The sequence below is a fragment of the Aureitalea marina genome, assembly GCF_002943755.1.
In the GTDB taxonomy this organism is placed as follows: Bacteria; Bacteroidota; Bacteroidia; order Flavobacteriales; family Flavobacteriaceae; genus Aureitalea; species Aureitalea marina.
The window spans coordinates 1,756,999-1,781,455 of sequence record NZ_MQUB01000001.1 but is presented as its reverse complement, the minus strand read 5'-3'; the positions used below and the strand labels follow the sequence as shown (position 1 = coordinate 1,781,455).

Annotated in this window: 26 protein-coding genes and 1 other RNA gene; 17 read left to right on the top strand and 10 right to left on the bottom strand. The window is 45.8% G+C overall.

The features are described from left to right. Positions 1–10 precede the first annotated feature (10 nt). Together BST85_RS08160 and BST85_RS08155 are read right to left on the bottom strand one after the other, a co-directional pair. Entirely contained in the window at positions 11–643 is a 633-nt protein-coding gene (locus tag BST85_RS08160; protein WP_104812795.1) for an NAD(P)H-dependent oxidoreductase, read from the bottom strand. Beyond that, positions 636–1,055, bottom strand: a complete 420-nt coding sequence (locus tag BST85_RS08155) for a MarR family winged helix-turn-helix transcriptional regulator (protein ID WP_342750413.1) — start codon at positions 1,053–1,055, stop codon at positions 636–638. Before BST85_RS08155 ends, BST85_RS08160 begins: the two co-directional genes overlap by 8 nt. Before the next feature lie 198 nt (positions 1,056–1,253). Between BST85_RS08155 and BST85_RS08150 the strand changes: the two genes are divergently transcribed. The 8 genes from BST85_RS08150 to BST85_RS08115 all read left to right on the top strand — a co-directional run bounded on the left by BST85_RS08150 (position 1,254) and on the right by BST85_RS08115 (position 6,934). After that, positions 1,254–1,811, top strand: coding sequence for a TlpA disulfide reductase family protein (locus BST85_RS08150; protein WP_104812793.1), 558 nt, complete (start codon positions 1,254–1,256; stop codon positions 1,809–1,811). A gap of 2 nt (positions 1,812–1,813) precedes the next feature. Beyond that, positions 1,814–2,437: a thioredoxin family protein gene (locus BST85_RS08145; RefSeq protein ID WP_104812792.1), complete on the top strand. Its 624-nt coding sequence runs from the start codon at positions 1,814–1,816 to the stop codon at positions 2,435–2,437. 104 nt (positions 2,438–2,541) lie between these two features. Next, positions 2,542–2,856, top strand: coding sequence for a rhodanese-like domain-containing protein (locus BST85_RS08140; protein WP_104812791.1), 315 nt, complete (start codon positions 2,542–2,544; stop codon positions 2,854–2,856). Positions 2,857–2,864: 8 nt separating this feature from the next. Next, positions 2,865–3,263 (top strand): rhodanese-like domain-containing protein, encoded by a 399-nt coding sequence (locus BST85_RS08135; RefSeq protein ID WP_104812790.1) that lies wholly within the window; start codon positions 2,865–2,867, stop codon positions 3,261–3,263. 105 nt (positions 3,264–3,368) lie between these two features. Continuing rightward, the gene (locus BST85_RS08130; RefSeq protein WP_245917660.1) at positions 3,369–4,421 is read left to right on the top strand and encodes a c-type cytochrome; all 1,053 of its coding nucleotides are present in this window, start codon (positions 3,369–3,371) and stop codon (positions 4,419–4,421) included. Positions 4,422–4,538: 117 nt separating this feature from the next. After that, positions 4,539–5,231: a twin-arginine translocation signal domain-containing protein gene (locus BST85_RS08125; RefSeq protein WP_104812788.1), complete on the top strand. Its 693-nt coding sequence runs from the start codon at positions 4,539–4,541 to the stop codon at positions 5,229–5,231. 10 nt (positions 5,232–5,241) lie between these two features. After that, the gene (locus BST85_RS08120; RefSeq protein ID WP_104812787.1) at positions 5,242–5,655 is read left to right on the top strand and encodes a DsrE family protein; all 414 of its coding nucleotides are present in this window, start codon (positions 5,242–5,244) and stop codon (positions 5,653–5,655) included. Positions 5,656–5,767: 112 nt separating this feature from the next. Further along, positions 5,768–6,934 (top strand): hypothetical protein, encoded by a 1,167-nt coding sequence (locus BST85_RS08115; RefSeq protein WP_104812786.1) that lies wholly within the window; start codon positions 5,768–5,770, stop codon positions 6,932–6,934. Between the two features lies 1 nt (position 6,935). On the opposite strand, the gene BST85_RS08110 is transcribed toward BST85_RS08115, so the two are convergent. The 4 genes from BST85_RS08110 to ssrA all read right to left on the bottom strand — a co-directional run bounded on the left by BST85_RS08110 (position 6,936) and on the right by ssrA (position 10,854). Next, a complete protein-coding gene (locus BST85_RS08110; protein WP_104812785.1) occupies positions 6,936–7,583 on the bottom strand; it encodes a sterol desaturase family protein in 648 nt (215 codons plus the stop codon). A gap of 50 nt (positions 7,584–7,633) precedes the next feature. Beyond that, positions 7,634–8,521 (bottom strand): dienelactone hydrolase family protein, encoded by an 888-nt coding sequence (locus BST85_RS08105; RefSeq protein WP_104812784.1) that lies wholly within the window; start codon positions 8,519–8,521, stop codon positions 7,634–7,636. A 77-nt stretch (positions 8,522–8,598) separates the two neighbouring features. Beyond that, complete coding sequence (locus tag BST85_RS08100; protein ID WP_245917659.1) at positions 8,599–9,741, bottom strand: DUF819 family protein; 1,143 nt, start codon at positions 9,739–9,741, stop codon at positions 8,599–8,601. Between the two features lie 714 nt (positions 9,742–10,455). After that, positions 10,456–10,854: a transfer-messenger RNA gene (ssrA, locus tag BST85_RS08095) on the bottom strand. Positions 10,855–10,949: 95 nt separating this feature from the next. On the opposite strand from ssrA, the gene BST85_RS08090 reads away from it, so the two are divergent. From BST85_RS08090 to BST85_RS08080, 3 genes are all read left to right on the top strand, one after another. Next, complete coding sequence (locus BST85_RS08090) at positions 10,950–12,158, top strand: NAD(P)-dependent oxidoreductase (protein ID WP_104813953.1); 1,209 nt, start codon at positions 10,950–10,952, stop codon at positions 12,156–12,158. 83 nt (positions 12,159–12,241) lie between these two features. Beyond that, the gene (locus tag BST85_RS08085; protein WP_104813952.1) at positions 12,242–12,664 is read left to right on the top strand and encodes a CBS domain-containing protein; all 423 of its coding nucleotides are present in this window, start codon (positions 12,242–12,244) and stop codon (positions 12,662–12,664) included. Positions 12,665–12,735: 71 nt separating this feature from the next. Continuing rightward, positions 12,736–13,098 carry a DUF1801 domain-containing protein gene (locus BST85_RS08080; RefSeq protein ID WP_104812783.1) on the top strand — a complete coding sequence of 121 codons (363 nt, stop codon included), beginning with the start codon at positions 12,736–12,738 and terminating at the stop codon, positions 13,096–13,098. Here BST85_RS08080 and kdsA read toward each other — a convergent pair. After that, entirely contained in the window at positions 13,085–13,903 is an 819-nt protein-coding gene (kdsA, locus tag BST85_RS08075) for a 3-deoxy-8-phosphooctulonate synthase (RefSeq protein WP_104813951.1), read from the bottom strand. The two genes, BST85_RS08080 and kdsA, sit on opposite strands and share 14 nt — an antisense overlap. 78 nt (positions 13,904–13,981) lie before the next feature. Between kdsA and typA the strand changes: the two genes are divergently transcribed. Then, positions 13,982–15,775, top strand: a complete 1,794-nt coding sequence (gene typA, locus BST85_RS08070) for a translational GTPase TypA (RefSeq protein WP_425427888.1) — start codon at positions 13,982–13,984, stop codon at positions 15,773–15,775. A gap of 11 nt (positions 15,776–15,786) precedes the next feature. Here the strand turns inward: typA and BST85_RS08065 are convergent, their stop codons facing one another. Then, complete coding sequence (locus BST85_RS08065) at positions 15,787–17,067, bottom strand: hypothetical protein (protein WP_104812782.1); 1,281 nt, start codon at positions 17,065–17,067, stop codon at positions 15,787–15,789. 125 nt (positions 17,068–17,192) lie between these two features. Between BST85_RS08065 and BST85_RS08060 the strand changes: the two genes are divergently transcribed. Genes BST85_RS08060 through BST85_RS08040 form a run of 5 tightly spaced genes read left to right on the top strand, consistent with a single transcriptional unit; the run spans position 17,193 to position 22,772 of the window. Then, positions 17,193–18,149 (top strand): GNAT family N-acetyltransferase, encoded by a 957-nt coding sequence (locus tag BST85_RS08060; protein WP_146090685.1) that lies wholly within the window; start codon positions 17,193–17,195, stop codon positions 18,147–18,149. Further along, positions 18,146–19,252 carry a DegT/DnrJ/EryC1/StrS family aminotransferase gene (locus BST85_RS08055; protein WP_104812780.1) on the top strand — a complete coding sequence of 369 codons (1,107 nt, stop codon included), beginning with the start codon at positions 18,146–18,148 and terminating at the stop codon, positions 19,250–19,252. The genes BST85_RS08060 and BST85_RS08055 overlap by 4 nt, the downstream gene beginning before the upstream one ends. Then, positions 19,249–20,547, top strand: a complete 1,299-nt coding sequence (locus tag BST85_RS08050; protein ID WP_104812779.1) for an O-antigen translocase — start codon at positions 19,249–19,251, stop codon at positions 20,545–20,547. The genes BST85_RS08055 and BST85_RS08050 overlap by 4 nt, the downstream gene beginning before the upstream one ends. Next, complete coding sequence (locus tag BST85_RS08045; protein WP_104812778.1) at positions 20,540–22,036, top strand: O-antigen translocase; 1,497 nt, start codon at positions 20,540–20,542, stop codon at positions 22,034–22,036. Before BST85_RS08050 ends, BST85_RS08045 begins: the two co-directional genes overlap by 8 nt. Continuing rightward, positions 22,029–22,772, top strand: coding sequence for an acyltransferase (locus BST85_RS08040; protein ID WP_104812777.1), 744 nt, complete (start codon positions 22,029–22,031; stop codon positions 22,770–22,772). The genes BST85_RS08045 and BST85_RS08040 overlap by 8 nt, the downstream gene beginning before the upstream one ends. Here BST85_RS08040 and BST85_RS08035 read toward each other — a convergent pair. Further along, positions 22,769–23,263, bottom strand: a complete 495-nt coding sequence (locus BST85_RS08035; protein ID WP_104812776.1) for a DapH/DapD/GlmU-related protein — start codon at positions 23,261–23,263, stop codon at positions 22,769–22,771. The two genes, BST85_RS08040 and BST85_RS08035, sit on opposite strands and share 4 nt — an antisense overlap. Before the next feature lie 35 nt (positions 23,264–23,298). After that, positions 23,299–24,450 carry a glycosyltransferase family protein gene (locus tag BST85_RS08030; RefSeq protein ID WP_104812775.1) on the bottom strand — a complete coding sequence of 384 codons (1,152 nt, stop codon included), beginning with the start codon at positions 24,448–24,450 and terminating at the stop codon, positions 23,299–23,301. Positions 24,451–24,457: the final 7 nt, after the last annotated feature.

The window sequence follows — 24,457 nt, the reverse complement described above, 5'->3', positions numbered from 1 at the left end:
TATTTACGTGTTAAATGGTTTTAAATAGAATGTCGTTTGATTTTCGAACCTTTGGATAATGTTGTGTGGCGTCTTCGTCGCTGCGATAGCCTATGGTGGCCACCACGGCGGCGTTTAGGTTTCTTTCACCTAGGCCTAGTATCTCGTTGTATTGGGCCGGATCGAAACCTTCCATCGGACAGGCATCTACTCTGCGCTCAGCGGCCGCTGAAAGTAGATTGGCCAGGACGATATAAGACTGTTTAGCTGTCCATTGAGCTTTGATCTCTTCTGGAAATCCGCCCAGGGTGTTCTTCATAAAATCTGCGTAGCCCTGAACATCTTCTTTGCTTACACCTCTTGTCTCGACCAGGTTATCGATATAATCATCAACCAATTCGTCACCAAAGGTGGATTGGTTGGCAATGACGACCACGTAGGCGGCATCGGTGATCTGGGTCTGGTTCCAGGAAGCTGGTTTCAGTTTGGCCCGGATCTCCGGGTCTTGAATGATCAGTACTTCATAAGGTTGTAGACCGTAGGAAGAGGCAGAGAGCCGCATGGCTTCTTTGATATAATCCAGGTCTTCGTCAGATAAGGACTTGGAGGGGTCAAATTTCTTGGTGGCATATCGCCAATTCAGACTGTCGAGGTAGTTACTCATCGTTTCGTAGTTTATCTAGGAGTTGATTTAATTTTTCTTTTTCTGTATGACTCAGGTTACTCACAATTTCCCGATTGATCTTTTCTGTCAGTGGATCCAATGTGCTAAGCAGATCCATGCCTTTGTCGGTAATGAATATCTCAACCTTTCTGCGGTTGGCTTCACATTGCTGACGCCGGGTCAGGCCTTTTTCGATCAGCTTGTCCACCAGGCGAGTGGTGTTACTGTTCTTATCGATCATCCTTTCTTGAATGGTAGACAGGTTAGCGGGCTGACCTTTTTGACCTCTTAAAATTCGTAAGACGTTATACTGCTGCATGGTCAGATCGTGCTGTCTGAACTGATCGATTGTCTTTTCAATGTGCCGACTGGTATACATGATATTGATAACCGTTTTGGTATCAATAGCCATGGGCTTGGTTGATTTTATACTTCTTTCTATCGACATAATTGTTAATACAACATTTGTAGATACAAATATATGCAGATTTTATGGAATTCATTCTCTTTAACACAATTTTATCATTGTCGGTTTTAAAATGGAGAAAGCCGGGATTAACGATTTGTTAAATGACTTCGGACTCCGGCGGTCATTCGCTACATTTAGTGCATGAAAGCATTTCTGCTACTTGTATCTTTTATAATCCTCCTGGTATCTTGTAAAGGGCAAGAAGAGTCCAAAACGGCACAGGCGGAATTGGAGCAAACAAGCGCGGTAAGTGATATTACTATCGACGAAGTTGGATCTACTATTGCAAGTTTTGATTTTGATCGCTTCGAAGAGTTATACCGCGGGCAATCCGAAGAGACTACTTACGTGATCAATTTCTGGGCCACCTGGTGCAAACCTTGTATCAAGGAATTACCTGCCTTTGAAGAGCTGAACAAAAAATTCAAAGATCAAAATGTAAAAGTGGTCCTGGTCAGTCTTGACCTTCCAGATCTGTTGGAGACCCAGGTCGTACCTTTTGTAAAGCAGAAAGGTTTGCAAGCGGAGGTAGTGATGCTGGACGATTCTGATGCTAATACTTGGATACCCAAGGTAGCAGAAGAATGGAGCGGTGCCATCCCGGCCACCTTGTTGATCAAGGGAGAGGAAGAGAAATTCTACGAGCGTTCCTTTACCTATGAGGAGATAGAAACTGAATTGAAAACCATACTCGAATAATCATGAAACTAAAACAATCACTCGTACTTTTTATTTGGGCCACGGCGGCCATCGTTGGTCTGTCTAGTTTTACATACCTGGATGGAGGTTACACCATTGGAGATGAGGCGGCAGACATCAACCTGAAGAATGTAGACGGCAAGATGGTCTCCTATGGTGATTATCCGGATGCCAAAGGTTTTATCGTGATCTTTACCTGTAACACCTGTCCGTATGCAGTTGCTTCAGAAGACAGGATCATTGCCCTGGATAAGGAATTTAAGAGCGAGGGCTACCCGGTTATCGCGATCAACCCGAATGATCCGGACGTTCAACCGGATGATACATTCCAACTAATGCAGAAGAAGGCCAAGGATAAAGGATTTACATTTCCTTATCTCTATGACGAGTCCAAAACGGTCTATGCCCAGTACGGTGCCAAGAAAACCCCACATGTTTACTTACTGAATAAAGAGAACGGAAAGAATATTGTGAAGTACATTGGCGCAATAGACGATAATGTCCGTAATGCCTCGGGTGTTAAAGATCGCTTTTTAGCTAATGCTGTAAACCAACTAATTAAGGGAAAAGAAGTTACCGTAAAAGAAACTAGAGCGATTGGCTGTTCCGTTAAGGTCAAGGCCTGATTCCGGTTTTTGTTTAACATTTACCCGAAACGAGAATGTAACGTTTCGGGTTTTTTTGCGTCTATTGAGGAAACATTTCTTATTTTTAAGATTTATTTAACACTATGCCAGATCTAACGCAGGACCAGTGGAAAAGCCAATTGGCAGCCGATAACGAGGCCGTTATCCTGGATGTCCGCACCAAAGAGGAATTCGATGAAGTCTCCATTCCAGGGGCTAAACAAATTGACATCTATGATCCACCTTCCTTTATGGAGGCTGTTCAGCAATTGGACGCCAGTAAGAATTATTACGTCTATTGCCGGTCAGGTGGTAGAAGTGCCCAGGCTTGTGCGGTACTCAATTCTATTGGTATCGAATCCACTTATAACCTCTTAGGGGGTATTATGGAATGGTCGGGAGAGACGGTACCTAATTGATCACTATTATGAGGAAAGGCCTGAATATTTTGATATTATTCCTTCTACTAGCCTTAGGGAGTTGTAAGCAGGAAGTGACCACGGGTGAGATCGAGGTGATCCCACCGCTGCAGGTCTATGAGGCCGTTTATGGTTCAGATTCTCTGCAATTGGTAGATGTTCGGACACCGGAAGAGTACTCCGTGTCCCATTTGAAGAATGCCCAAAACATTTGTGTTACCGATGACGATTTTCAGGATCAGGTAGGCGTATTAGATAAGTCCAAACCCGTATATGTCTATTGCCGATCCGGAAAGCGATCTGCCCGAGCGGCCAAGATCCTCAAGGAGATGGGGTTTACTAAAGTTTACGACCTACAAGGAGGTATACAGGAATGGCAAGACAACGAATTAGAAACTGTGAATTAAACAGTTTTCCGAATAAATTTAAACCGGGCAATGTCCCGGTTATTTTATCTTTAGTCGTCATATCCCGCCTCCCACCTTGCCTACTCCGCTGATTGTAGATTATTTATGAGTGACCCTTTACCACATATGGACCCGGTCAAACGGCTGATGCGTCAGCTCATCGCACTTTTTATGATTGTATCCGTGGGATGTGTTGTCCTTATCTATATAGGGACCTTTCAGCCGGATAATCAGCTCCAGCAGGCAGATACGAACGCATACTCAGCTCAGAGTATTTACGATCTGGAATACGCGGTATCGACCTTAGATCATTCTCCGGAGAACCTGGAGATCAAGTGGGGGTACGAACTATTCACCAAGACTCCGCAGTATATCGGTCCGGGTAATGGTGATTCACTAAAAATATACAGCGGAAACAATCTATCCTGTAACAACTGCCACTTGATGGGAGGGACCAAACCTTACGCGGCTCCCTTGATCGGGATAATCCAACGGTTTCCGCAATACCGGGGACGCGAGGATAAGATCGGGAGCATCGAAGAGCGGATAAACGGATGTTTAGAGCGGAGTATGAACGGTCGGATGATGCCAGAGGATAGCCGGGAGATGAAGGCTTATATTGCCTATCTCAACTGGTTGAGCCGATTTGCACCTGACGACGGCAAGATAGAAGGGCAGGGTTTTGTAAGTATCCAATTGCCGGATCGCGCTGTGGACCTGGAACAAGGCGCGGCTATATTTCATCGGGTATGCTCTGAATGTCATGGTGCCAATGGACAAGGACGACTCAAACCCAATTCCCAGGTTTATCTATATCCACCCTTATGGGGGCCAGATTCCTTCAACAACGGAGCGGGTATGAATCGGGTAATCACCGCGGCCCAGTTCATCAAGGCGAACATGCCATTTGGTGTGACCTATCTCGACCCTAAATTATCTGACGAAGAGGCCTATGATGTTGCCGGATACATCAACCAAAGAAACCGTCCTGTCAAGGCTAATCTGGAGAAAGATTTCCCTGATCTGGTGAAAAAACCTGTGTCTACACCTTATCCGCCATTTGCGGATCCATTTAGTATCGAACAGCATCAACTCGGCCCGTTTTTGGAGATCATGGCCTTTTATAAACGTGAGCATCAAATAGAAAAGAGCAAATAAGTAGGGAAATTCGCATGCGCCTTGCCTAGACCATGCCGTTGAATTTTCGTAAATTATAACCGCTTCCTTCTACCTCCGCTTCCTACCCGGTATTCATCTAACCAATAAACACTTTTTATGAAATCTGCAGATTTAAATTCGCGCAGGCAATTCTTGAGCGCCGTGGCGCTTGGAGCAGCCGCTAGTAGCCTATCCGTTTTGACCAACCCGATACAGGCTGCTCTACCAACTCTACCAACTCATCCACCGCTATCGCCCAATGATGCGGACAAGTGGTTTAAGGACAACGTTAAGGGAAGTCATCGCATTGCTTACGATGGATCTACACCTCACGACGGATTTCCAGTTATTTGGACATGGGCATTCTACCTCACCAACAATCAGACCGGTACTCCAGATGGAGATATGACGGCGGTTTGTGTCTTGCGTCATTCGGCCATACCATTTGCCATGAAATCAGAACTTTGGGAGAAGTATAAGTTTGGGGAAATGTTCGATGTCAAAGACAACAAAACACAGGCACCTTCATTGCGAAACCCGTATTACGAGCCTCAAGATGGTGACTTCCCACTACCCGGGATCGATGGAATCAAAAAGATGCAAGAGCGTAAGGCCATGTTCTGTGTTTGCGATCTGGCACTGCGGGTATACAGTGGTGTGGCAGCTGCTGGTATGGGACTAGATTCTGATGCCGTTTACGAGGAATGGAAAGCCGGTGTGCATCCAGGCATTCAAGTTGTACCTTCTGGGGTCTGGGCCTTGGGTAGAGCACAAGAACACGGATGTGGTTACATATTTGCCGGTAATTAATGCGATTGTCATGAGAAAGTTTGTCAGTGTTTTAATGCTGTTGATCGGAGGGCTGGTGATGGCCCAGGAAAAGCCGGTCAAGATCGTCTTTGACGTGACCAGTGCCGACGAAGGAACACATCAATCTACTATTCGCCATGTCAAATTTATGTCCGAGGCTTACCCGGAGTCGGAATTTGAAGTGGTTATGTATTCCAAGGCCATGAACATGGTCTTAGCAGACAAATCTTCTGTGGCTAAGGATATTGAGACCTTGGCCGCCGAAGGTAATGTTTCGTTTAAAATCTGTCAGGGAACTATGAACCGCTATAAGGTAAGTGAAGACCAATTGATCAAAGGTGTAGACGTCGTGCCGGATGGCATACTGGAGATCATTCAAAAACAAGCGGAGGGCTGGGGTTATATCAAGGAAGCCCACCAATAATTAAATACCAACCAACTGTGAGCCCGATCTTTCTAGATCGGGCTTTTTTTTGTTGAGGTCAGTTTAGCTTTTTTTTCTAAGTTTATTGTTTCAACGTATTGTCCCATTCCGGATGCATCTAATCGAGGTTAAGACTGCTGAGCATCAGCAAGAATTTATCGACTTTGCCCATTCCCTTTATGCAGGTGATCAGGCGTATATAAGACCACTTAATCAGGATATCAATCAGGTCTTTGATCGTGAAAACAACCCTACATTTCATCGTGGAGATTGTATTCGATGGTTATTGACAGACGCTGAAGGTACCATCGGAAGAATTGCGGCCTTCGTGGTCGATCGTAAGGCGGTGGACTCCGAACTAGAATCTACAGGTGGAATTGGTTTTTTTGAATGTTCGCCAAGTCAGGAAGCAGCCAATTTACTTTTTGATACAGCTAAGAAATGGTTGATCGAACGCGGTGCCTCCTACATGGATGGTCCGATCAACTTTGGACGCCGAGATAAATGGTGGGGGTTACTGACCATAGGTTATGATTTGGAACCCAATTATAACTGTAATTATCATTTACCCTATTACAAGGAACTGTTCGAGAATTACGGATTTCAGGTCTATTATGAGCATTATACATTTAGGAAGGATACCCGTGTGATGGTCGATCAGAAGCTTCAGCGGAAGGCTAGTATGGTGGCCGAAAATCCCGACTATGATGTTCGGTCATTTGATATGAAGAATTTCAAGAAACAGGTAGCAGATATTGTTGATATCTACAACAAGGCCTGGGTCAAACACGAGGGTGTTTCAGGGTTGAGTTACGAACAGGCCATCAAGATGTTTAAGAGGATGAAACCCATCATTGATCCGAGGATCATGTGGCTGATTTATTACAAAGACCAGCCTATTGCCTTTTATCTGAATATACCTGAAGTGAATCAGATCTTTAAGCACCTCAACGGTAAAATGAGCCTGATAGGCACTCTGAAGTTCTTATGGTATAAATTGACCATGAAGAATACCAAGATGTTGGGGATAGTTTTCGGTATTGTCCCTGAACATCAGGGAAAAGGTGTGGACGGCTCCCTTGCTATGACCTGTTACAATGCAATGAAAACCATGCCCGGTCTATATGATAACCTGGAGATCAATGGAATAGGAGACTTTAATCGTAAGATGATCATCGTAGTCAAGCAGGTGGGGGGAGAGATCTGCAAGGTGCACTCTACCTACAGGTATTATTTTGATCGGGAAACTCCGTTTGAGCGGATGAAACCGATAAGATAGGCTATCGCTTCAGTCGGGCTGAGGCTGGAGGCATGGTCCCAAAGACACGATCCCAAAATGTATTGGAAACACCAAAAGCTTTGTCTGGAAAGCGGTAGTGGTGAAGACTGTGATGGTGCCATAGATGACGGAATCGCTTGGGTGGTTTCATGGTATGGGTAGCCCGGTGTACAAATGAGTACATCAAGTAACCGCTAAAGAATCCTGGAAAAAATCCGAAGGTCAGATCAGAGTATCCTGCGATCCAGAAGATCAAAAAGAAAATCCCAAACAACACACTGGCCATAATGAGGCCCGGTACCGGAGGCATTAACAATCTCTCCTCATCTTTTGGGTGTTGGTGATGTGATCCGTGCATGATGAAATGGAAGCGTTGAGACCATTTGGCCTCAGTCACCCAATGAAACAGGAAACGGTGAAGCATATATTCTGCAAAGGTCCAGACAAAGATCCCGCTCACAAATAAGCCAAGCACCATCAAAGGACTAAGTCCGATCCAGTCAACAGCAACATAGATCAAGGCCGCAATGGTCAACCCATAGACGATAATGTTTTGAATCGGATTGGTTTTCGTAAGGCTCTCCAGGACAGGATTCTTGAAGATCTGGGCATTTCCTTCCTGAAAATCGGTGGTCACTTTCGGCTTCATACACTCAATTTTAAGTCAAAATTAATAAGGCCGGATTGAATATCAAAGTTTTAACTGAGGTTCTTACGGAAGAATGCAATTGTTCTTTCCCAAGCCAGCGTAGCGGCTTTTTCATCAAATCTCGGGGTTGTATTGTTGTGAAACCCGTGATTGGCATTCGGATACATATGCATGGTGTAGTCTACGGAGTTCTTCTTTAAAGCGGTTTCATAAGTGGGCCAACCTTCGTTAACGCGACTGTCCAATTCTCCGTAATGGATCAGCAATGGAGCTTTAATTTTGGTCGTGTCCTCTGCGGAAGGCTGACGGCCATAAAAGGGAACTGCTGCTCCCAGATCCGTTAGCTTTACAGCCATCATATTGGAGATCCATCCACCGAAACAGAAGCCAACCACTCCAACCTCGCCTGTACAATCGGGGTGTGATCTTAAAAATTCATAGGCAGCAATGAAATCCTCTAACATTTCATTACGGTCTCGCTGACGCTGCATGGTCCTGCCTTCATCGTCGTTGCCAGGATATCCACCCAGTGGGCTCAGTGCGTCGGGCGCAAGACTGATAAAGCCTTCCACCGCAGTTCGTCTACCTACGTCGGCTATATACGGGTTTAGTCCCCTGTTTTCATGCACCACGACCACCCCGGGAAGTTTGGTCTTTGCCTCCTTGGGTTTGGAAAGTAATCCGCTAATAGTCCCGCCACCTTTCGGAGAAGGATAATTAATCATCTTAGAATCGAGCCGCGGATCATCCTGTGAAACCAGAACACTGTTGATGTAATCAGGAGAAATAAAACTGAGCAAGGCCCCTACGGTCAAACCACCCACAGCATAAAGGGATAATTTTTCAATGAACACCCGCCGATTGATCCGATTATGGGCATAATCATCATAGAGGTCGAAAACTTCTTGGCTGATGTCTTCTTTTCTAAGCTCTTTCATTTCGTCGAATTTAATTCTTTAAGATACAAAGATGAATGGTACGCGGGCATCAGTGGTTTACCGATAGATCTATTTCATCACAATAAATAAATGACCATAAATCCGAGATAGGTTCCCAGCGCATTTCCAAGAGTCCCTACAAGTATGGCAGGAAGTACCAACTCTTTTCTCCCGAATGTTTCGGCCAGGGCAATGGCGGTTGTACCACCGCCAATGTTGGCCTGACTGCTAATGGCCACCATATCCCAGTCTCGCAGAAATAGTCCCCCTAATAAAATGGTCAAGACACCGTGTATAATCACTCCCAACCCGGTGAACAACAATAAGGTAAGACCGATCTGTTTTAGTTCAATCACCGAGGCGATCTCGCAATAGGCTCCAATAACAGCAAGGAAGATATAGACAAGGTATAGCCCTAACGGCTGACTACCTTTAAGCCTGGCCACAGATTTATTTTGTGCCAGGAGAATACCCAGTGTGGTGATGGTAATAATCGAAGGGATCTGTGGTACCCATTCCTTGACCAATTGGGTGATCCAGAAAGCTACTAGCCCCAACAGGACGAGCAAGGCCAGGGATTTATAACCTATCGGCATCTCGGAAACCTTTTCGTCTTTAGACTGTTCGATTTCTATACGCCTATCTTTCCAATAAGGTCTCATAATGGCAGGAATGGCCAGGGTCACGATGATCCAAAGAGTAGTGACCACATTGTCTACGGCAATTGTTCCCGCATAGAGGGCCCCTTTCTCCTGGAATCCATATTGCAGTGCAATCGCATTAAAGTTGATGCTTCCTCCTGTATAGGTTCCCGTAAGCATACCGGCAAGTATGCCAGCATCTTCTCCCAATGTTGAGGCGGGATCGATGATCCACCAGGAAAACAGTATACCCATCACGGTTGCCAGTGATCCAATAAGGAATAACGCGATCATAGGGCCTCCCGCTTTTTTTATTGATCTCAGATTTACACCGAGTAACAAATAGAAAATCGAAATAGGAGCCAGGTAAGTGAAAATACCATCGTATAGCGGAATGGAGTTAGATGCGGATGGAATCAATCCCAGATTCGCTATCACAGCCGTAAACACAATGGCAAGTAGGGCAATTCCAAATTTCTTTCCGATTTTGGTCTTAGCCGCAAAATAGGACAGCACCACCATCAGGCAGAGCATCATCAGTACATAAATTGGGTTGGTTATGGAGTGGATAGGGTCCAAACTTGGTCAGTGTTCTGGAAAATTACTTTAAAATTACTGACTAGACAAGGGCCTGTTATTCTTGAATCGGGATATCTGCATTCATGAAGCCCCTAAATCAACTTGATTGGGACTTGGATGATAGGGCATTAAAGACTAGATTGTGTCGGGTGGGGATTAATGCCCCTAGGTAGAAATCATTTTTCGTTTTGGTTAGCCGTTAGCCATGGCTGGCAAGCTGGAAGAATATCTTTTTCTATTTTCAATCCGTGTTTTCAACAGATTTTTATTTGATCGTGGAGCCGGGGACGGCCGAACGGTCGCCAACGGTCCGGTGGACCTTTGGTAGTGAGGAGCGAGCTGGTGCGGTGGCTTTTAATGATCTTTCATATTTAGGGGAATCACAGAAATCACTGTGCCTCAATCTTCACTCTTTACCCCTCACGCTTCACTCAACAGGAGAGATTACCACGCTGCACTCGGTGATCTCCAATTGATCCCATCCTGCAAATACAAACCCCAGATGCTAGCGCATCCTTTTTTCACTTCACTGCTCACTCTTCACTCAACGGGAGAGAGTACCTCGCAGCGCTCGGTGATCCCTACTATTTCCAGTCCTGCAAATAAAAATCTGTGTTCGCAAAGCGAACTACGTATTTCAACAAAAAAAGTCCATCAAGCAAGCTTGTGGACTTTTTCTATTTCAATCCGTGTTTTCAACAGATTTTTATTTGATCGTGGAGCCGGAGGGATTCGAACCCTCGTCCAAACGCGCTACAGCACGGCTTTCTACATGTTTAGTCCGCTTTAGGATTTTGGACCGCGCCCCGGTAGTGGACAACCAAGTTGCAGCTTAGCTTCAATTTGTTTTCGCCTGTGCATCAAAGCCCTGCACGGGCTAGGTTTACTTTTACGAAGCCACTATATCAGTTACCGCAAACCAAGGTCGCTGAGTGACTTCCTGCTTGCCCACCTTGTGGGCCGAGGCATATCCTACTATAATTCAGATTATGCAGCTAGGGCGTAGTTATTCTCGCCGTTTAAAAAAGATGAAATATGAGATTTACGAGCTGTATTCCAGCGCTCGACATGCTTACTGTACCATAAGTCCCGCTGTCAAAACCAGTCGGCCCCATGGTTTTTCAAAGAGCTGAAAATGGGCGTAAAGATAGTCTTTTTGGCTTATCTTAGCGCTCGTTTTTATACTTCAAAAAGTATTCCAAATGTCCATAACCTTTGCCCTTATCAAGGAAAGAAAGACACCGCCGGATCGCCGGGTGGTATTTTCGCCTGAAGCCTGCCAGTCTGTCATAGAACAATATCCTGATTCCCGCATCCTGGTGGAATCCTCAGATATCAGAGTCTATCACGATGAGGTCTATGAACAACGGGAGCTAACCGTTTCTGATGATGTATCCTCTGCCGATGTGATGTTGGGGGTAAAAGAGGTTCCTGTAGAGTCCTTGGTTCCTGGTAAAAAGTATTTCTTTTTCAGCCATACCATTAAGAAGCAGCCTTATAACCGGGACTTGCTGCGCGCAATTCTGGATAAGAAGATCGAACTCTACGACCACGAGACCATAGAAAATGAAAGAGGAGGCCGTTTGATCGGTTTTGGGTACTATGCCGGTCTGGTTGGGGCTTACAACGGTTTGCGTATGTATGGTCTGAAAGAAGGGCTTTTCGTTCTGCCAAAGGCCGAGGATCTGCCGGATCTGTCCGCCATGAAGGAAGAGCTGGACCATATCCAATTACCAGCCATTAGAATAGTGCTGACCGGGAGTGGAAAGGTGATGCGAGGGGCAAAGGAAATATTGGACCATATTAAACTCAAAGAGGTTGGTGTCGCTGATTATCTGAAGGAGAATTTCTCCGAAGCTGTTTATACAGTTGCGGACGTTGATGATTACAACCTGCCACCTGAAGGTCAAAACTTTGACCGCAGTGCATTTTACGGCGACCCAACTGGATACAGACCTAATTTCATGCCATTGGCCAGAAGAAGTGATGTTTTTATCGCCGGTCACTTCTATGGAGATGGTGCACCATTTCTTTTTACAAGGGAAGATGCGCGCCAGGCGGATTTTGCTATTCGTTATATCGCCGATATTTCCTGCGATATTGACGGACCTGTAGCCTCTACCATCAGACCGTCTACCATTGCAGAGCCATTTTACGGATACAACCCTCAATCTGAAAGCGAGACAGATTATGAGAAGAAGGGTTCGATTGCGGTTATGGCTGTAGATAACCTGCCGTGCGAGTTACCCAAGGATGCCAGCGATGGTTTTGGAGCAATGTTCTTGAAGGAAGTAATTCCAGCTTTCTTTGACGGAGATAGTCGAGGAATCCTCCATAGGGCGCGTATCACTAACGAGGAAGGCAAACTCACGCCTCGTTTCTCCTATCTCCAAGATTTCGTGGACGGAAAGGAGTAACTAGCGGTCCCCACAGTCAAGCTGACTTTTGTCATACTTTTTTCGGCTTAGGAATCGGACATTTAATGTATAAAATGTTCGTCATGAAAGAAGGAACTCGCATATCAGCAATAATGACCCGAAACGTGGTTACGGTACAAGTAACCGATCCCCTAGAAAGGGCAGAGCAGTACTTTAAAAAGAAACACATACGGCACATACCGGTCATCGAGAAGGGACTGATTACAGGTATGCTTAGCTATAATGATCTGTTGAGGATCAGTTTTGCAGATTCTTATAGTGTGGCCGACGATTTTACCTCAGATTCGGTTTATGATATGTTCTCCATAGATCAGGTCATGGTTAGGAATGTGACTAGCGTGACCCCGAACATGACGGTTCGCAGTGTGGCCAGGATTTTTGCAGAAAAGGAATTCCACGCTTTACCGGTTGTGGAAGATGATCAATTGGTCGGTATCATTACCACCACTGATGTAATTAACTTCTTACTCGATCAATACGAATAAGAACAACTAACTGATCAGAAAGCCGCTATCGCCTTAACAGACAGCGGCTTTTTTTGTCCTAAATTTGAAGTGTGCGACCTGCAGAGGACTATATTTTAAGGCAAGAAGAACCATTTAGGTCTATCTTGCTTCAATTGCAGATGATCATCGAACAGCATCTTCCAGAGGCGCAGCTACTTTACAAATGGAAGGTACCCTTTTACTATTCTGACAATAAGCCGATCTGTTATTTGAACGTCAGCAAGGGTTGTGTGGATGTTGGTTTCTGGGCGGGAGAGCATTTCCACCGGCATTTGGAGCATCTCAATTCCGAAAACCGGAAGTACGTCAAGTCACTTAGATATTATCAAGTAGAGGACATCGTAACCCATATTTTGTCCGATTTGTTAGTGGATGCCTATGAATTTAGGAACGTTCCGTTTAAAGCCCGTTGACGGTTTGGCGAATGGCTACCAGATCGGTCAATAACTTTTCCAAGTGACGAATATCTAACATGTTTGCTCCGTCGCTTTTGGCATTGGCCGGGTCGAAGTGAGTTTCCAGGAAGATCCCGTCGGCACCGGCCGCAATTCCTGCACGTGATATGGTCGCTATCATATCTGGTCTTCCACCAGTAACACCAGATGTCTGATTAGGTTGTTGCAGGCTGTGTGTCACATCCAAAACGGTTGGCGCGAACTGTTTCATAGTTGGAATTCCGCGGAAATCCACGATCATATCCTGGTATCCAAACATGGTACCTCTATCGGTGACCATGACCTGCTCATTACCAGAATCAGTAACCTTTCGAACGGCGTGCTGCATACTCTCCGGGCTCATGAATTGTCCTTTTTTCAAGTTGACCACTTTACCCGTATTAGCCGCCGCTACAACCAGGTCCGTCTGTCTGACCAAAAAGGCAGGAATCTGCAATACATCGACGTATTGAGCTGCTTTGGCTGCATCAGAGACTTCATGAATGTCCGTAACGGTTGGTACCTCAAATTTTTGAGAGATCTTGGCCAATATCTCCAGGGCATTTTCATCCCCAATACCAGTAAAACTATCAATACGGCTCCGATTGGCCTTTTTGAAACTTCCTTTAAAGACGAATGGAATACTCAGTTTATCTGTGATATTCAGTACTTGCTCTGCGATGCGCAGAGCCATTTCCTCTCCTTCAATCGCACAAGGTCCCGCCAGCAGGAAAAAATTGTTGGAATTGGTATGTGAGAGATGGGGGATCTTGGATAAATCCATGGGATTGATTTTGAGTGACAAAGATACCAGAAAATCCATTATTTACCAGTACTTTTGCGCCGCCAAAAGGAGCACATCATGAACATTAGGAATATTGCCATTATTGCCCACGTAGACCACGGAAAGACCACTTTGGTAGACAAGATCATGCACCATTGCAGTCTCTTTAGAGAGAATCAGCAGACCGGTGAGTTGATCCTGGACAATAACGACCTGGAACGGGAAAGAGGAATCACCATTACCTCCAAAAACGTTTCTGTGAATTACAAAGGGACCAAGATCAACATCATCGATACTCCTGGTCACGCCGATTTTGGCGGTGAGGTAGAGCGCGTATTGAATATGGCCGATGGAGTCTTGCTGCTCGTAGATGCGTTTGAAGGTCCAATGCCTCAGACCCGGTTTGTTCTGCAGAAAGCATTAGATCTGGGTAAGAAACCTTGTGTTGTGGTGAATAAAGTAGACAAGGAGAACTGTACACCGGATGAGGTACATGAGGCTGTCTTTGATCTGATGTTCGAATTGGGCGCCGAAGAGTGGCAGTTGGATTTTCCGACGGTTTACGGATCGGCCAAACAGAATTGGATGAGTGAGGATTGGCAGCAGCCAACCGATAATATTGAGCCGCTATTGGATATGGTCCTGGAGCATATACCAGAACCTAAAGTAGAACAGGGAACTACTCAGATGTTGATCACCTCCCTGGATTACTCTTCCTTTACGGGCCGAATTGCCATAGGGAGACTGCAACGTGGTCAGCTTAATGAAAATGATCAGGTTACCCTGATCAAACGGGACGGTAGTCAATTGAAGTCACGCATTAAGGAATTGCACACTTTCGAAGGTTTGGGCCGTAAGAAAGTACAGCAGGTTGAGGCCGGGGATATCTGTGCCCTTGTTGGTCTGGAAGGATTTGAGATCGGCGATACTGTTGCCGATGCCCAGGAACCAGAAGGACTGGCCACCATCGCCATCGATGAGCCTACCATGAGTATGCTATTTACCATTAACGATTCCCCATTCTTTGGTAAGGATGGTAAATTCGTTACCTCTCGTCACATCAAGGAGAGACTGGAGCGGGAGCTTGAAAAGAACCTGGCCCTCCGGGTTCAAGCAACTGATAGCGCGGATAAGTTCATGGTATTTGGACGAGGAGTTCTCCATTTGTCCGTCCTGATAGAAACTATGCGCCGTGAGGGGTATGAGTTACAGATCGGTCAACCCCAGGTGATCGAGAAGGAGATCGATGGGCAGCGATGCGAGCCAGTAGAAGAATTGAACATCGATCTGCCGGAGCACGTCAGCGGGAAGGCTATCGATATGGTCACCATCCGAAAGGGAGAGATGGTCAGTATGGAAGCCAAGGGAGAGCGGATGATCTGTAAGTTCGTCATCCCATCTCGAGGTATTATTGGTCTGAGAAACCAATTGCTTACGGCAACTGCTGGTGAAGCCATAATGACACATAGATTCCTGGAATATCAACCGTTAAAGGGTGGTATACCGGAACGACAGAATGGTAGTTTGGTCTCTATGGAAAAGGGGACCGCTATCCCTTATTCTATCGATAAGCTGCAAGAGAGAGGTCGTTTCTTTGTTGATCCTGGAGAAGAGATTTACGAAGGTCAGGTCATCGGTGAGAATTCTCGAAGTGACGACATGGTGGTCAATGTGACCAAGACCAAGAAACTCACCAATGTACGCTCTGCCGGGGCGGATGATAAGACGCGTATTGTACCTGCGATCAAGTTCTCATTGGAAGAGGCTTTGGAATACATTCAAAAGGATGAATATGTGGAAGCCACACCCAATCATCTTCGTTTGAGAAAGATCCTGCTTAAAGAGGTAGATCGTAAAAGAAACAAGGCGTAAGGATATCAGCTTTACTTCTTGGCCTTTAGGCTAGCTTGCCCGGCCTGAATCCAAAGTATCAATAGGAAGAATATAGCCCAGTGGTTGTAGAAAGTGAATCGATTCACGGTATACATGCCTAAGGATACCAGTGCCATATTGCCATATAAGAGCAACAAGGCCAGGGTCATACACTCCATATTGCGGCTAGCGTTGCGTTTTGACAGGCTATATATCCCATAGAGCAGCAGGAATAACAGAACGACGGCCAAAGCTGTACTTCCTATACCATGAACAAAATTCCCACGATAGATTCGGAACCATCTCCTAAAGTTGTTTTTGATCAGGACCGGGGCCATTTGTCCCGTTACGCGATCCACTTCGATAAAGGTTTCATATCTATCCTTACCGGGTGCAATGATCTCGCGACCTTCCATAAAAAGGGTGGAATTCGCAATTTCGGTGAACTGATAGACATAGATCACTACCGGATCCCAGTAGAAGTCGTTGGGATGGTCTATATGTAGTTTCTTGGCTGCCAGGGAGGCGTGCATTTGTGAAAAATAGTTGCGTTTGACCTCTTCGTCAAAGAGATCGACATCCTCGAGCTCGGCCACGAACATAGCGGGCGCCATGAAGTGGATACCCTGCCAGGGCGTCCTTACAAAATGTCCGTGCTGCAAGTAATGATAGGACCTATCTGTGAGGTTGCCTACAAGGGGTATAGCCAACCAGAGGATCATAACCATCAAGAATGGCCGTAATTGACCCTTGTCCCTGTAGATCAAATAAGCCAAAGCGATGCCGATGGGTACCAGGAAAATAAATTGATTCCGTACACTTAACAGCAGCAATAACCAAGGAATAGCCAATAACAGGGACCTATTGCTTCTACGAATCAAAGCTCCGAACAGTTGGGCGATTACTACCAGGAAGAGCGGATAGGCCAAGGCTTCGCTCAGCACTTTATTACCGATACGAATATCAAAGACATAGGGTGCGAGCAACACTACACAAAGCACAACAACTGACAAAGGCTGTAAAATTTTAAGTCTTTTTAGCTTGCGAAGGAAATAACCAATACCCCAACAGCCAATAACCGCTTGCAGTCCTTTTAGAATCCATTCAAAATATTCACCTGAAATCGCCGTTACTGCCCTTAGGAACAAGGGGTATCCGGCTGTTCGGATAAGGTAGCTTTTCAGATAGCCTTCAGAATCCGGGAAATAGACCAATTCACGGTATAGTACAACGAGGGTAGTGAAGAGGAAGAGCCCCCATACAAGATATTTAGCCTGTCTGGATGTGATCATTTATCTTGTAAAATCGGGCATAATTCCGATAAAAGTAAAAATAATTTTAGATTTACAGAGCGACACCTAATTCGGGTTATTTGAACCAAAAGAGCAATAGAAATCGTGGAAATTTTCGGGTTTTCATGTATCAGTCAGATCGGAAAGAAGATTGGGACCGGTTTATCCGGCAGGCCAAGAATGCCACATTCTTATTTGAGCGTGACTTTATGGACTACCACCGGGACCGTTTTCGGGATCATTCCATCATGGTCTATAGGGATGAACAGGTCTTTGCTGTCTTACCGGCCAATAAACAGGGAGATCAGCTAATTTCTCATCAGGGATTGACCTACGGTGGTTTTGTCCTAGGGACAGGAGCTAAACTTAGCGATAGCTTAAAAGCCTGGGCTTTGTTGCTGGAGTTTCTGCACGATAAAGGAATTGAATCTTTAAAGATCAAAAATATTCCCGGCTTCTATACCATTTTGCCATCAGATGAGTTGGCATATTTCTTGTTTCTCTGCCAGGCCAAACTCTTGGAAAGGGATTTGATCATGCTGATCGATCAGGACCAGGCCTTGGGCTTCCAAAAGAACAGAAGGGAAGGGATAAACAAGGCCATGCGAAAAGGCCTGGAAGTGAAAATAGACAACGATTTTGAAGCATTTTGGACCCAAATTTTGCGGCCCAACCTAAGCCGGAAGCACGGGGCGGAACCTGTTCATTCACTGGAGGAGATCAAATTATTGCATCACCGATTCCCGCAGCAGATCAAGCAGGTGAATATCTATCATGAGGATAAGATAGTGGCCGGCACCACGGTCTTTTTGACCAGAACCACCATCCATCCGCAATATGTATCGGCCAATGAGGACAAGAATCAATTGGGCAGTCTCGATATGTTATACGACTTTTTGATGCGGGAATTTTCCGAAGGGCGCAGATATTTTGATTTTAATACCTCGGTCGATCCGGATTCAGGTCATTTGAATCCCGGATTGATCTTTTGGAAGGAAACCTGTGGAGCCCGTGCATATGCCATGGACAACTATTTGGTGGAAACTGCATCTTATAAACGCTTAAGCGAACAATTGGTTTGATCCCATTTTTAGATCTTAAAGAAAATAATCGCCGTTTCGAGCAGGAATTCAGGACCAAACTGGATCAAATGCTGGATACGGGCTATTATATACTCGGAGATGAAGTTGACGCCTTCGAGCAGGAATATGCGCAGTATTGTGGTACTGAGTTTTGTGTAGGTGTAGCCAATGGACTGGAGGCACTTCAATTGATTCTCGAAGCCTATATTCAATTAGGAAAGGCGAAGAGAGGCGATGAGGTATTGCTTGCTGCGAATTCCTATATCGCTACGGTTTTGGCTGTAAAGCAGGCTGGTATGGTCCCCGTTTTGGTAGAGTGCGAAACCAGTAGATATAGTTTTGACCTCGAGGCCTTACAAGCCGCCATCACGAACAAGAGTCGGGTGATCATGCCCGTCCATTTATACGGCCAATTGGCTCCTATGGAAAAGATCAATGAACTGGCCCGTAAGCACGACTTGATAGTGGTGGAAGATGCGGCTCAAGGGCATGGTGCCATGAATAACGAAGGCCAGAAGGCCGGAGCCCTTGCAGATGCTGCAGGCTTTAGCTTTTATCCAACCAAGAACCTGGGGGCTCTTGGAGATGGCGGCGCAGTAACGACCAACGATGGGCAACTGGCTGATCTGATCAGAAAATTGCGGAATTACGGATCGGCCAAACGCTATATCAATGATCATCCGGGCATGAATTCCAGGCTGGACGAACTTCAGGCCGCCTTTCTTCGGTGTAAATTACCTGTTTTGGACGATGATAATGCCCAAAGAAGAGCTGTTGCTCAGGCTTATTTTAGTGGGATTAATAACCCTTGCATAAGGCTTCCCTGGTACGATGGTGGCATGGATCACGTTTTTCATCTGTTCGTCGTACGAGTTGCTGATCGTGAAAAATTTATTCACTACCTAACAGAACAAGAATTGGGATCACTTATTCATTATCCGGTTCCACCACATCGTCAAGCGGCCTTGCCCGAATTTCATAAGTTGAGTTTCCCGGTCTCTGAACAAATTCATAATGAAGTGGTCAGCATTCCAATTTCTCCTGTAATGCAGCAAGATCAAGTTCAATTGGTCATACAAATCCTTAATGCCTACACTCCTTGAAGATACCTCGATTCATTCGTGAGAACCTACTTCTGAAAATGACCGGCCTCAATGCCGGGGTCATTGCGGTTCGCCTCGTAATTTCTCTCTTTATTCAGCGACTCCTGGCCCAAATGGTGGGCGAAGCGGGGGTGGCCAAAGTAGGATCCCTTCGCAACCTGATACAGATGTTGACCTCCATCACCTCCTTAGGGGTCTTTAACGGAGTTGTAAAATATCTGGCAGAGTATAAATCGGACAAACCTCAGTTGCAGAAGCTCTTCTCGACTACCATGGTCTTTACCCTCTTGGGAAGTGTGGTCAGTGGGATACTACTCTTGGTTTTTGCCAAGGAGGTAAGTAATTATCTTTTTGCGACCTCAGATTTCGTCTACCTGATCAAATTGGTTGCTCTGATCGTTCCTTCCATTGCCATTCAACGCATATTCTACGGAGTGGTCAACGGCCTATCAGCTTACAAGAAATTTGCCAAGATCGATCTCTTTGCCTACTTACTCAATGCGGCTTTGCTAGTCTGGCTACTATATCGGGACAATATCGATGGGGTATTGGTCGCCATTGCCATTGCGCCTCTGGTTCAGATCCTGGTGATCATCTTGATCTTCGGGAAAGTGCTCAGGGAGTATGTCCAATTCAGCAAGTTGAGCTTTACAACACCAATGGCGAAGTCCTTATTGGCATTTAGCCTGATGTCCTTTGCGTCTACAGTGCTGACCAATTATGTGGAGATCGATGTACGGGCCATGATCACTCGCAGGATCACCGAATCTGACGCCGGGATATGGACGGCTATGACCAATATTTCCAAGAACTATATGGTCTTTTCCACAGCTATCTTCTCTTTATATGTCTTGCCTAAATTCTCGGCCATTAACAGCCGATCCGGCTTCTATGCCGAATTGCGAAACATATACAAGACCTTACTGCCCATTTTTGGGTTGGGGATGATACTGGTCTATATTTTCCGGGATTATGTGGTGCTGTTGATCTATCCGGATTTTGAAGGTCTGGCTTCCCTGTTTAAATGGCAACTGATCGGGGACTTTATCCGGCTGGCCGGATTAGTCCTGATGTATCAATTCCTGGCCAAGAAACTGGTTAGAAATTACATAGCCTCTGAGATCTTCTCGCTGGCTATGTTCTATATCTTAGCGCGATACCTCACTACAGATTATGGTTTGGAGGGAGTTGTACTTGCTCACATGATCCGCTATGTCTTCTACCTGATCTTCGTATTTGTCCTGATCCAGCGGTATTTCAGAAAGAATCCGGGATTGGAAGAAAGTAATGAGTGATAGTCAAAAGGAATATCGTCAGATCTTAAAGGCGACCTCCCTCTTCGGAGGAGTACAGGTGTTCAATATCCTGATCGCCATTGTCCGTTCCAAGGTAATTGCCTGGCTAATTGGTCCTGCCGGAATGGGTATTGCCAGCCTGCTCAACTCTACACTGAACCTGGTTAACGGGGCCACAAACCTGGGCTTGGACCGATCTGCCGTAAAAGAGATCGCCTTTGCCGAGAACTCTGATAATGAGCAGAAAAGTGAGCGCTTGATCGCCATTTTAAACCGTTTGGTTTGGATCACTTCTTTGGTTGGTGCTCTGTTGATGACCGTTTTTTCAGGGCCACTTAGTCAATGGGCCTTCGGGGATACTTCCTACGATTGGGCCTTTATGTGGTTATCATTGGCGTTGATCTTTAAGCAGCTGACCGCGAGCCGTCTGGCAGTGCTTCAAGGCCTCCGAAAGCTAGGAAACCTGGCCAAGGCCAATTTGATCGGTAACGGTGTTGCACTGGTGCTCACCTTACCCTTATACTACTATTACGGAATAGTTGGGATAGTACCTGCCATCATTCTCACGGCCTTGATCAGCTTGATTGTCGTAATGATCTACAGTCAGGGAATCTCGCGCTCCAAGGACAAAATTGGTCGTAAGGATCTGATCACAGAGGGAAAATCCATGGTCAACCTAGGGGTAATGATGTCTTTAAGTTCTATGATCACCCTGGTGGTGGGATACCTGATACAGATCTATATCAGTGGGACTGGGGGCTTGGACGAAGTGGGACTTTATAATGCGGGCTTTGTGATACTGAACACCTATGTCGGTTTGATATTTAGTGCCATGGCCACCGATTATTTCCCCCGTTTGTCCGGGGTAGCAGAGGATCCGGCTAAAGTGAGTAGTTCGGTCTTGCAACAGGCCGTCGTTGCCAATCTTTTGATTACCCCCATTGTTGTTCTCTTTATTGGGGTTGCTCCGTGGATGGTTCGAATTTTATACACCGCAGAATTTTTGCCGGTCGTTCCTCTCTTAGTTTGGGGTATACTGGGGATGGTTTTCAAAGCGAGTTCCTGGTCCGTGGGATATATTATCCTGGCCAAGGGCGATTCCCGCTTGTTTATCCGTACCAGTATCTTCTTCAATAGTTTGATGCTGACCTTGAATATTCTGGGATATCGCTATGGAGGCCTGGAAGGATTGGGGATTAGCTTTTTGATCTATTACATCATCCATTTCCTGGGAGTCACCTGGATCACCCGTTGGCGCTACAACTTTAAACTAGAGGGGGAGTTTTACCCTGTCTTCTTTGGTTGTTTGCTGCTCAGTGGTCTGGGATTTGCAACCACCTTGACTTCCAATTTGTATCTCAAGTACGGTGGTTTGATCATGATCTTTTTAGTGGCTAGTTGGTTCTCCTGGAAACAGCTAAACAAGCGTCTAGACCTCGGTCAGTTTCTATTGCATATTTTTAAGGGCAGAAAAAAAGGAGATGACTAAACAGCAAAAGCCATCACTCAGGCAGCGATTAAGGCTCTATCGGAAGGTCAACTGGATTCAGACCCTCCGATTTAACTATAAGATGTTTCCGGCCAAAGTAGCCCGTAAGTTGCCCGTGGTATTCTACGGTCGGGTCAAATTTGGAGATCTGAGTGGAGAGGTGGTACTGCAAGGTGCTCCAATTATGGGAAAAGTTGGTTTTGGTCAGCAGTTCGAGAAGTTCTCCGGATCTCGAGGTATAGCAGAATTCTCAATAAGCGGGACCCTGGTATTTAAGGGCTACTGTCATATGGGAAAGGACTGCCAATTCAGTGTGTCTCCTGGTGCCTATTGTGAGATGGGGGATATGTCGGCCTTGGGCAGTAATGTGAAGTTGATTTGTACTGAGCGCATCGTATTGGGAGATTGGACAGGGATCGGTTTTGAGTCCCAACTTATCGATACCAATGCACATCCCATGATCAATACCGAAACCGGAGAGCGCTATCCTATGAAGGGACCCATCCAACTGGGCAGTCACAACGCCGTCTCCAACAGGGTATCCTTTATGCCCAATTGCAAGACACCCGACTATTGTGTCATCGCCTCTAATTCGCTATGTAATAAAGACTATACTCAACTGGGAGAAAAGATCCTGATCGGCGGTGTTCCCGCCAAATTGATCAAAGAGAACTATTCAAGGGATTGGGATCAGGAGCGAGAGATCTTGAAACGGAATAAGATCGTCCGTTTTTAATTCCCTTTTTTCTTTCGGAAAGTGGCTGGGTTACCGTACCAAACCTCAGATGTAGGGACATCCTTATTCACAAAGGACAAGGCGCCGATAACAGCGTGATTCCCAATACTAATTCCGTGTTGCAGCACACAGCTCGTCCCAATGAAGGCGTGCTTACCAATATAGGCTCCCCCAATAGAGTCCTTTTCGGTATTTAAGTTGTTGGTCATCAACTTGGGGCAGATGTAAGCGTGGTCGTCTATCCGAACTCCTCGTGCAATAATGCTGTCATAGCGTACGATCACATGATCACCTATTTGACAGTTCCCGGAAGAAGATACCCTGGAATCGATATAGCAGTGCTCGCCAATGACTGTTCCTCTTCGGAGTTCCACATAATTTCGAAGGACTGTATTATCACCGATTACCACATCATCCTCGATGATACAAAAATGGCCGATACTCACATTCTTACCAATGGTGGCCTTATCCGAAATTATACTGTTATTCATCTGCTTTTTAACTGGTCAAATGCAAAAGTACATATTCATTCTCTAGTAGTTGCAGCTGCTTTCCAATTGTCCAGGTATTGTTTGGCAACCTGAACATAATCGTGATACTCTGCTATGAAATCCCTGGCATTGCGGCCGATTTGAGTGAGCTTTTCCGGCGCCTCGATCAGTTCGGACATCACTCTTGCAATTTGTTCCGAATCCGGAAGGACGTTAACAGCAACCTGCTCTTTGAGCTGATAGTGTTCCATGAACTCCCTTTCAGCGCCGGTCAAGACGACCTTTCCCCTGGCCATGGCCTCCAAGGCATTGTACCCCTGGTCGAAGGCGTATACCTGGTCCAAAACAATATCGGCCTTTGCCACATGTTCAATGTATTCCTGATAAGGCAGGTCCTCTACGGTGTCGATCATTATCCGGTCCCCATAGGAGGCTTTTACTTGCTCCAATGCTGCCTCGAAGTAATCGTTGCCCTTTTTGTAATAACTGCTTCTGTTGATACCGTGTAAAATGACGATTGGATTCTCTGCCCTGGGAGGTTGAAAGGGTAGGAGGTCTACATTGATCGGATTGGGGATCATCCCCAGGTACTGTGGATGTCCGGACATGGGCATATCATAGTCGATACTGGATGCGATCACCCCATGGATGCGCTTAAATACAAATTCGTGCAGCTCTTTAAAGTCCTGACGCAGGTATTTTAGTGCCCCGTCATGGTCCTGGGCACTGCTCTTCCCGTCAAAGTAGGAGGTAAGTATTGAATAGCGTTGCCTCTGGTTGTATATGTGCTGAACACTGAGATAATCTGTACCGCAACAAAGCAGGTACATTGGACCATTATTCTGATAGAGCCAATCTATGGCTTGCTGTTCGATTCCAGGAGTCACTTCCAGGGGGCTTTCGTTGATTAGTTGTACATAGTCGAAGCCTTTTAATGATTCATAATGCCGGAAGAACTGCTTTTTGAGATCGGCTGCAGCAGGGTCGTAGTTGAAGAGTCGGACCAAGAGTATTCGCCATTTTCTCGCAAGGCCACGGGTGTATTTACGGTCTAGCTTGATATCTGCAGGATAGTCCTTAAAGCCATCACCAGTGCTCAATAAGACCACTCGATGACCCAATTTCTGTAAGCCTTCTTTTAGGGAGTTATGCAACCGGCTGTATTCGCCGACAAGCAGTATGTTCATCTGGAGG

What these genes read in the sequence shown, in the direction of transcription:
- BST85_RS08115 (WP_104812786.1), top strand. Translation starts at nt 5,768, where the DNA reads ATGCATCTAATCGAGGTTAAGACTGCTGAGCATCAGCAAGAATTTATC.
- BST85_RS08160 (WP_104812795.1), bottom strand. Translation starts at nt 643, where the DNA reads ATGAGTAACTACCTCGACAGTCTGAATTGGCGATATGCCACCAAGAAA.
- BST85_RS08085 (WP_104813952.1), top strand. Translation starts at nt 12,242, where the DNA reads ATGAAAGAAGGAACTCGCATATCAGCAATAATGACCCGAAACGTGGTT.
- BST85_RS08060 (WP_146090685.1), top strand. Translation starts at nt 17,193, where the DNA reads ATGTATCAGTCAGATCGGAAAGAAGATTGGGACCGGTTTATCCGGCAG.
- BST85_RS08045 (WP_104812778.1), top strand. Translation starts at nt 20,540, where the DNA reads ATGAGTGATAGTCAAAAGGAATATCGTCAGATCTTAAAGGCGACCTCC.
- BST85_RS08135 (WP_104812790.1), top strand. Translation starts at nt 2,865, where the DNA reads ATGAGGAAAGGCCTGAATATTTTGATATTATTCCTTCTACTAGCCTTA.
- BST85_RS08110 (WP_104812785.1), bottom strand. Translation starts at nt 7,583, where the DNA reads ATGAAGCCGAAAGTGACCACCGATTTTCAGGAAGGAAATGCCCAGATC.
- BST85_RS08155 (WP_342750413.1), bottom strand. Translation starts at nt 1,055, where the DNA reads ATGGCTATTGATACCAAAACGGTTATCAATATCATGTATACCAGTCGG.
- BST85_RS08120 (WP_104812787.1), top strand. Translation starts at nt 5,242, where the DNA reads ATGAGAAAGTTTGTCAGTGTTTTAATGCTGTTGATCGGAGGGCTGGTG.
- typA (WP_425427888.1), top strand. Translation starts at nt 13,982, where the DNA reads ATGAACATTAGGAATATTGCCATTATTGCCCACGTAGACCACGGAAAG.
- kdsA (WP_104813951.1), bottom strand. Translation starts at nt 13,903, where the DNA reads ATGGATTTATCCAAGATCCCCCATCTCTCACATACCAATTCCAACAAT.
- BST85_RS08040 (WP_104812777.1), top strand. Translation starts at nt 22,029, where the DNA reads ATGACTAAACAGCAAAAGCCATCACTCAGGCAGCGATTAAGGCTCTAT.
- BST85_RS08130 (WP_245917660.1), top strand. Translation starts at nt 3,369, where the DNA reads ATGAGTGACCCTTTACCACATATGGACCCGGTCAAACGGCTGATGCGT.
- BST85_RS08030 (WP_104812775.1), bottom strand. Translation starts at nt 24,450, where the DNA reads ATGAACATACTGCTTGTCGGCGAATACAGCCGGTTGCATAACTCCCTA.
- BST85_RS08035 (WP_104812776.1), bottom strand. Translation starts at nt 23,263, where the DNA reads ATGAATAACAGTATAATTTCGGATAAGGCCACCATTGGTAAGAATGTG.
- BST85_RS08140 (WP_104812791.1), top strand. Translation starts at nt 2,542, where the DNA reads ATGCCAGATCTAACGCAGGACCAGTGGAAAAGCCAATTGGCAGCCGAT.
- BST85_RS08145 (WP_104812792.1), top strand. Translation starts at nt 1,814, where the DNA reads ATGAAACTAAAACAATCACTCGTACTTTTTATTTGGGCCACGGCGGCC.
- BST85_RS08150 (WP_104812793.1), top strand. Translation starts at nt 1,254, where the DNA reads ATGAAAGCATTTCTGCTACTTGTATCTTTTATAATCCTCCTGGTATCT.
- BST85_RS08125 (WP_104812788.1), top strand. Translation starts at nt 4,539, where the DNA reads ATGAAATCTGCAGATTTAAATTCGCGCAGGCAATTCTTGAGCGCCGTG.
- BST85_RS08065 (WP_104812782.1), bottom strand. Translation starts at nt 17,067, where the DNA reads ATGATCACATCCAGACAGGCTAAATATCTTGTATGGGGGCTCTTCCTC.
- BST85_RS08105 (WP_104812784.1), bottom strand. Translation starts at nt 8,521, where the DNA reads ATGAAAGAGCTTAGAAAAGAAGACATCAGCCAAGAAGTTTTCGACCTC.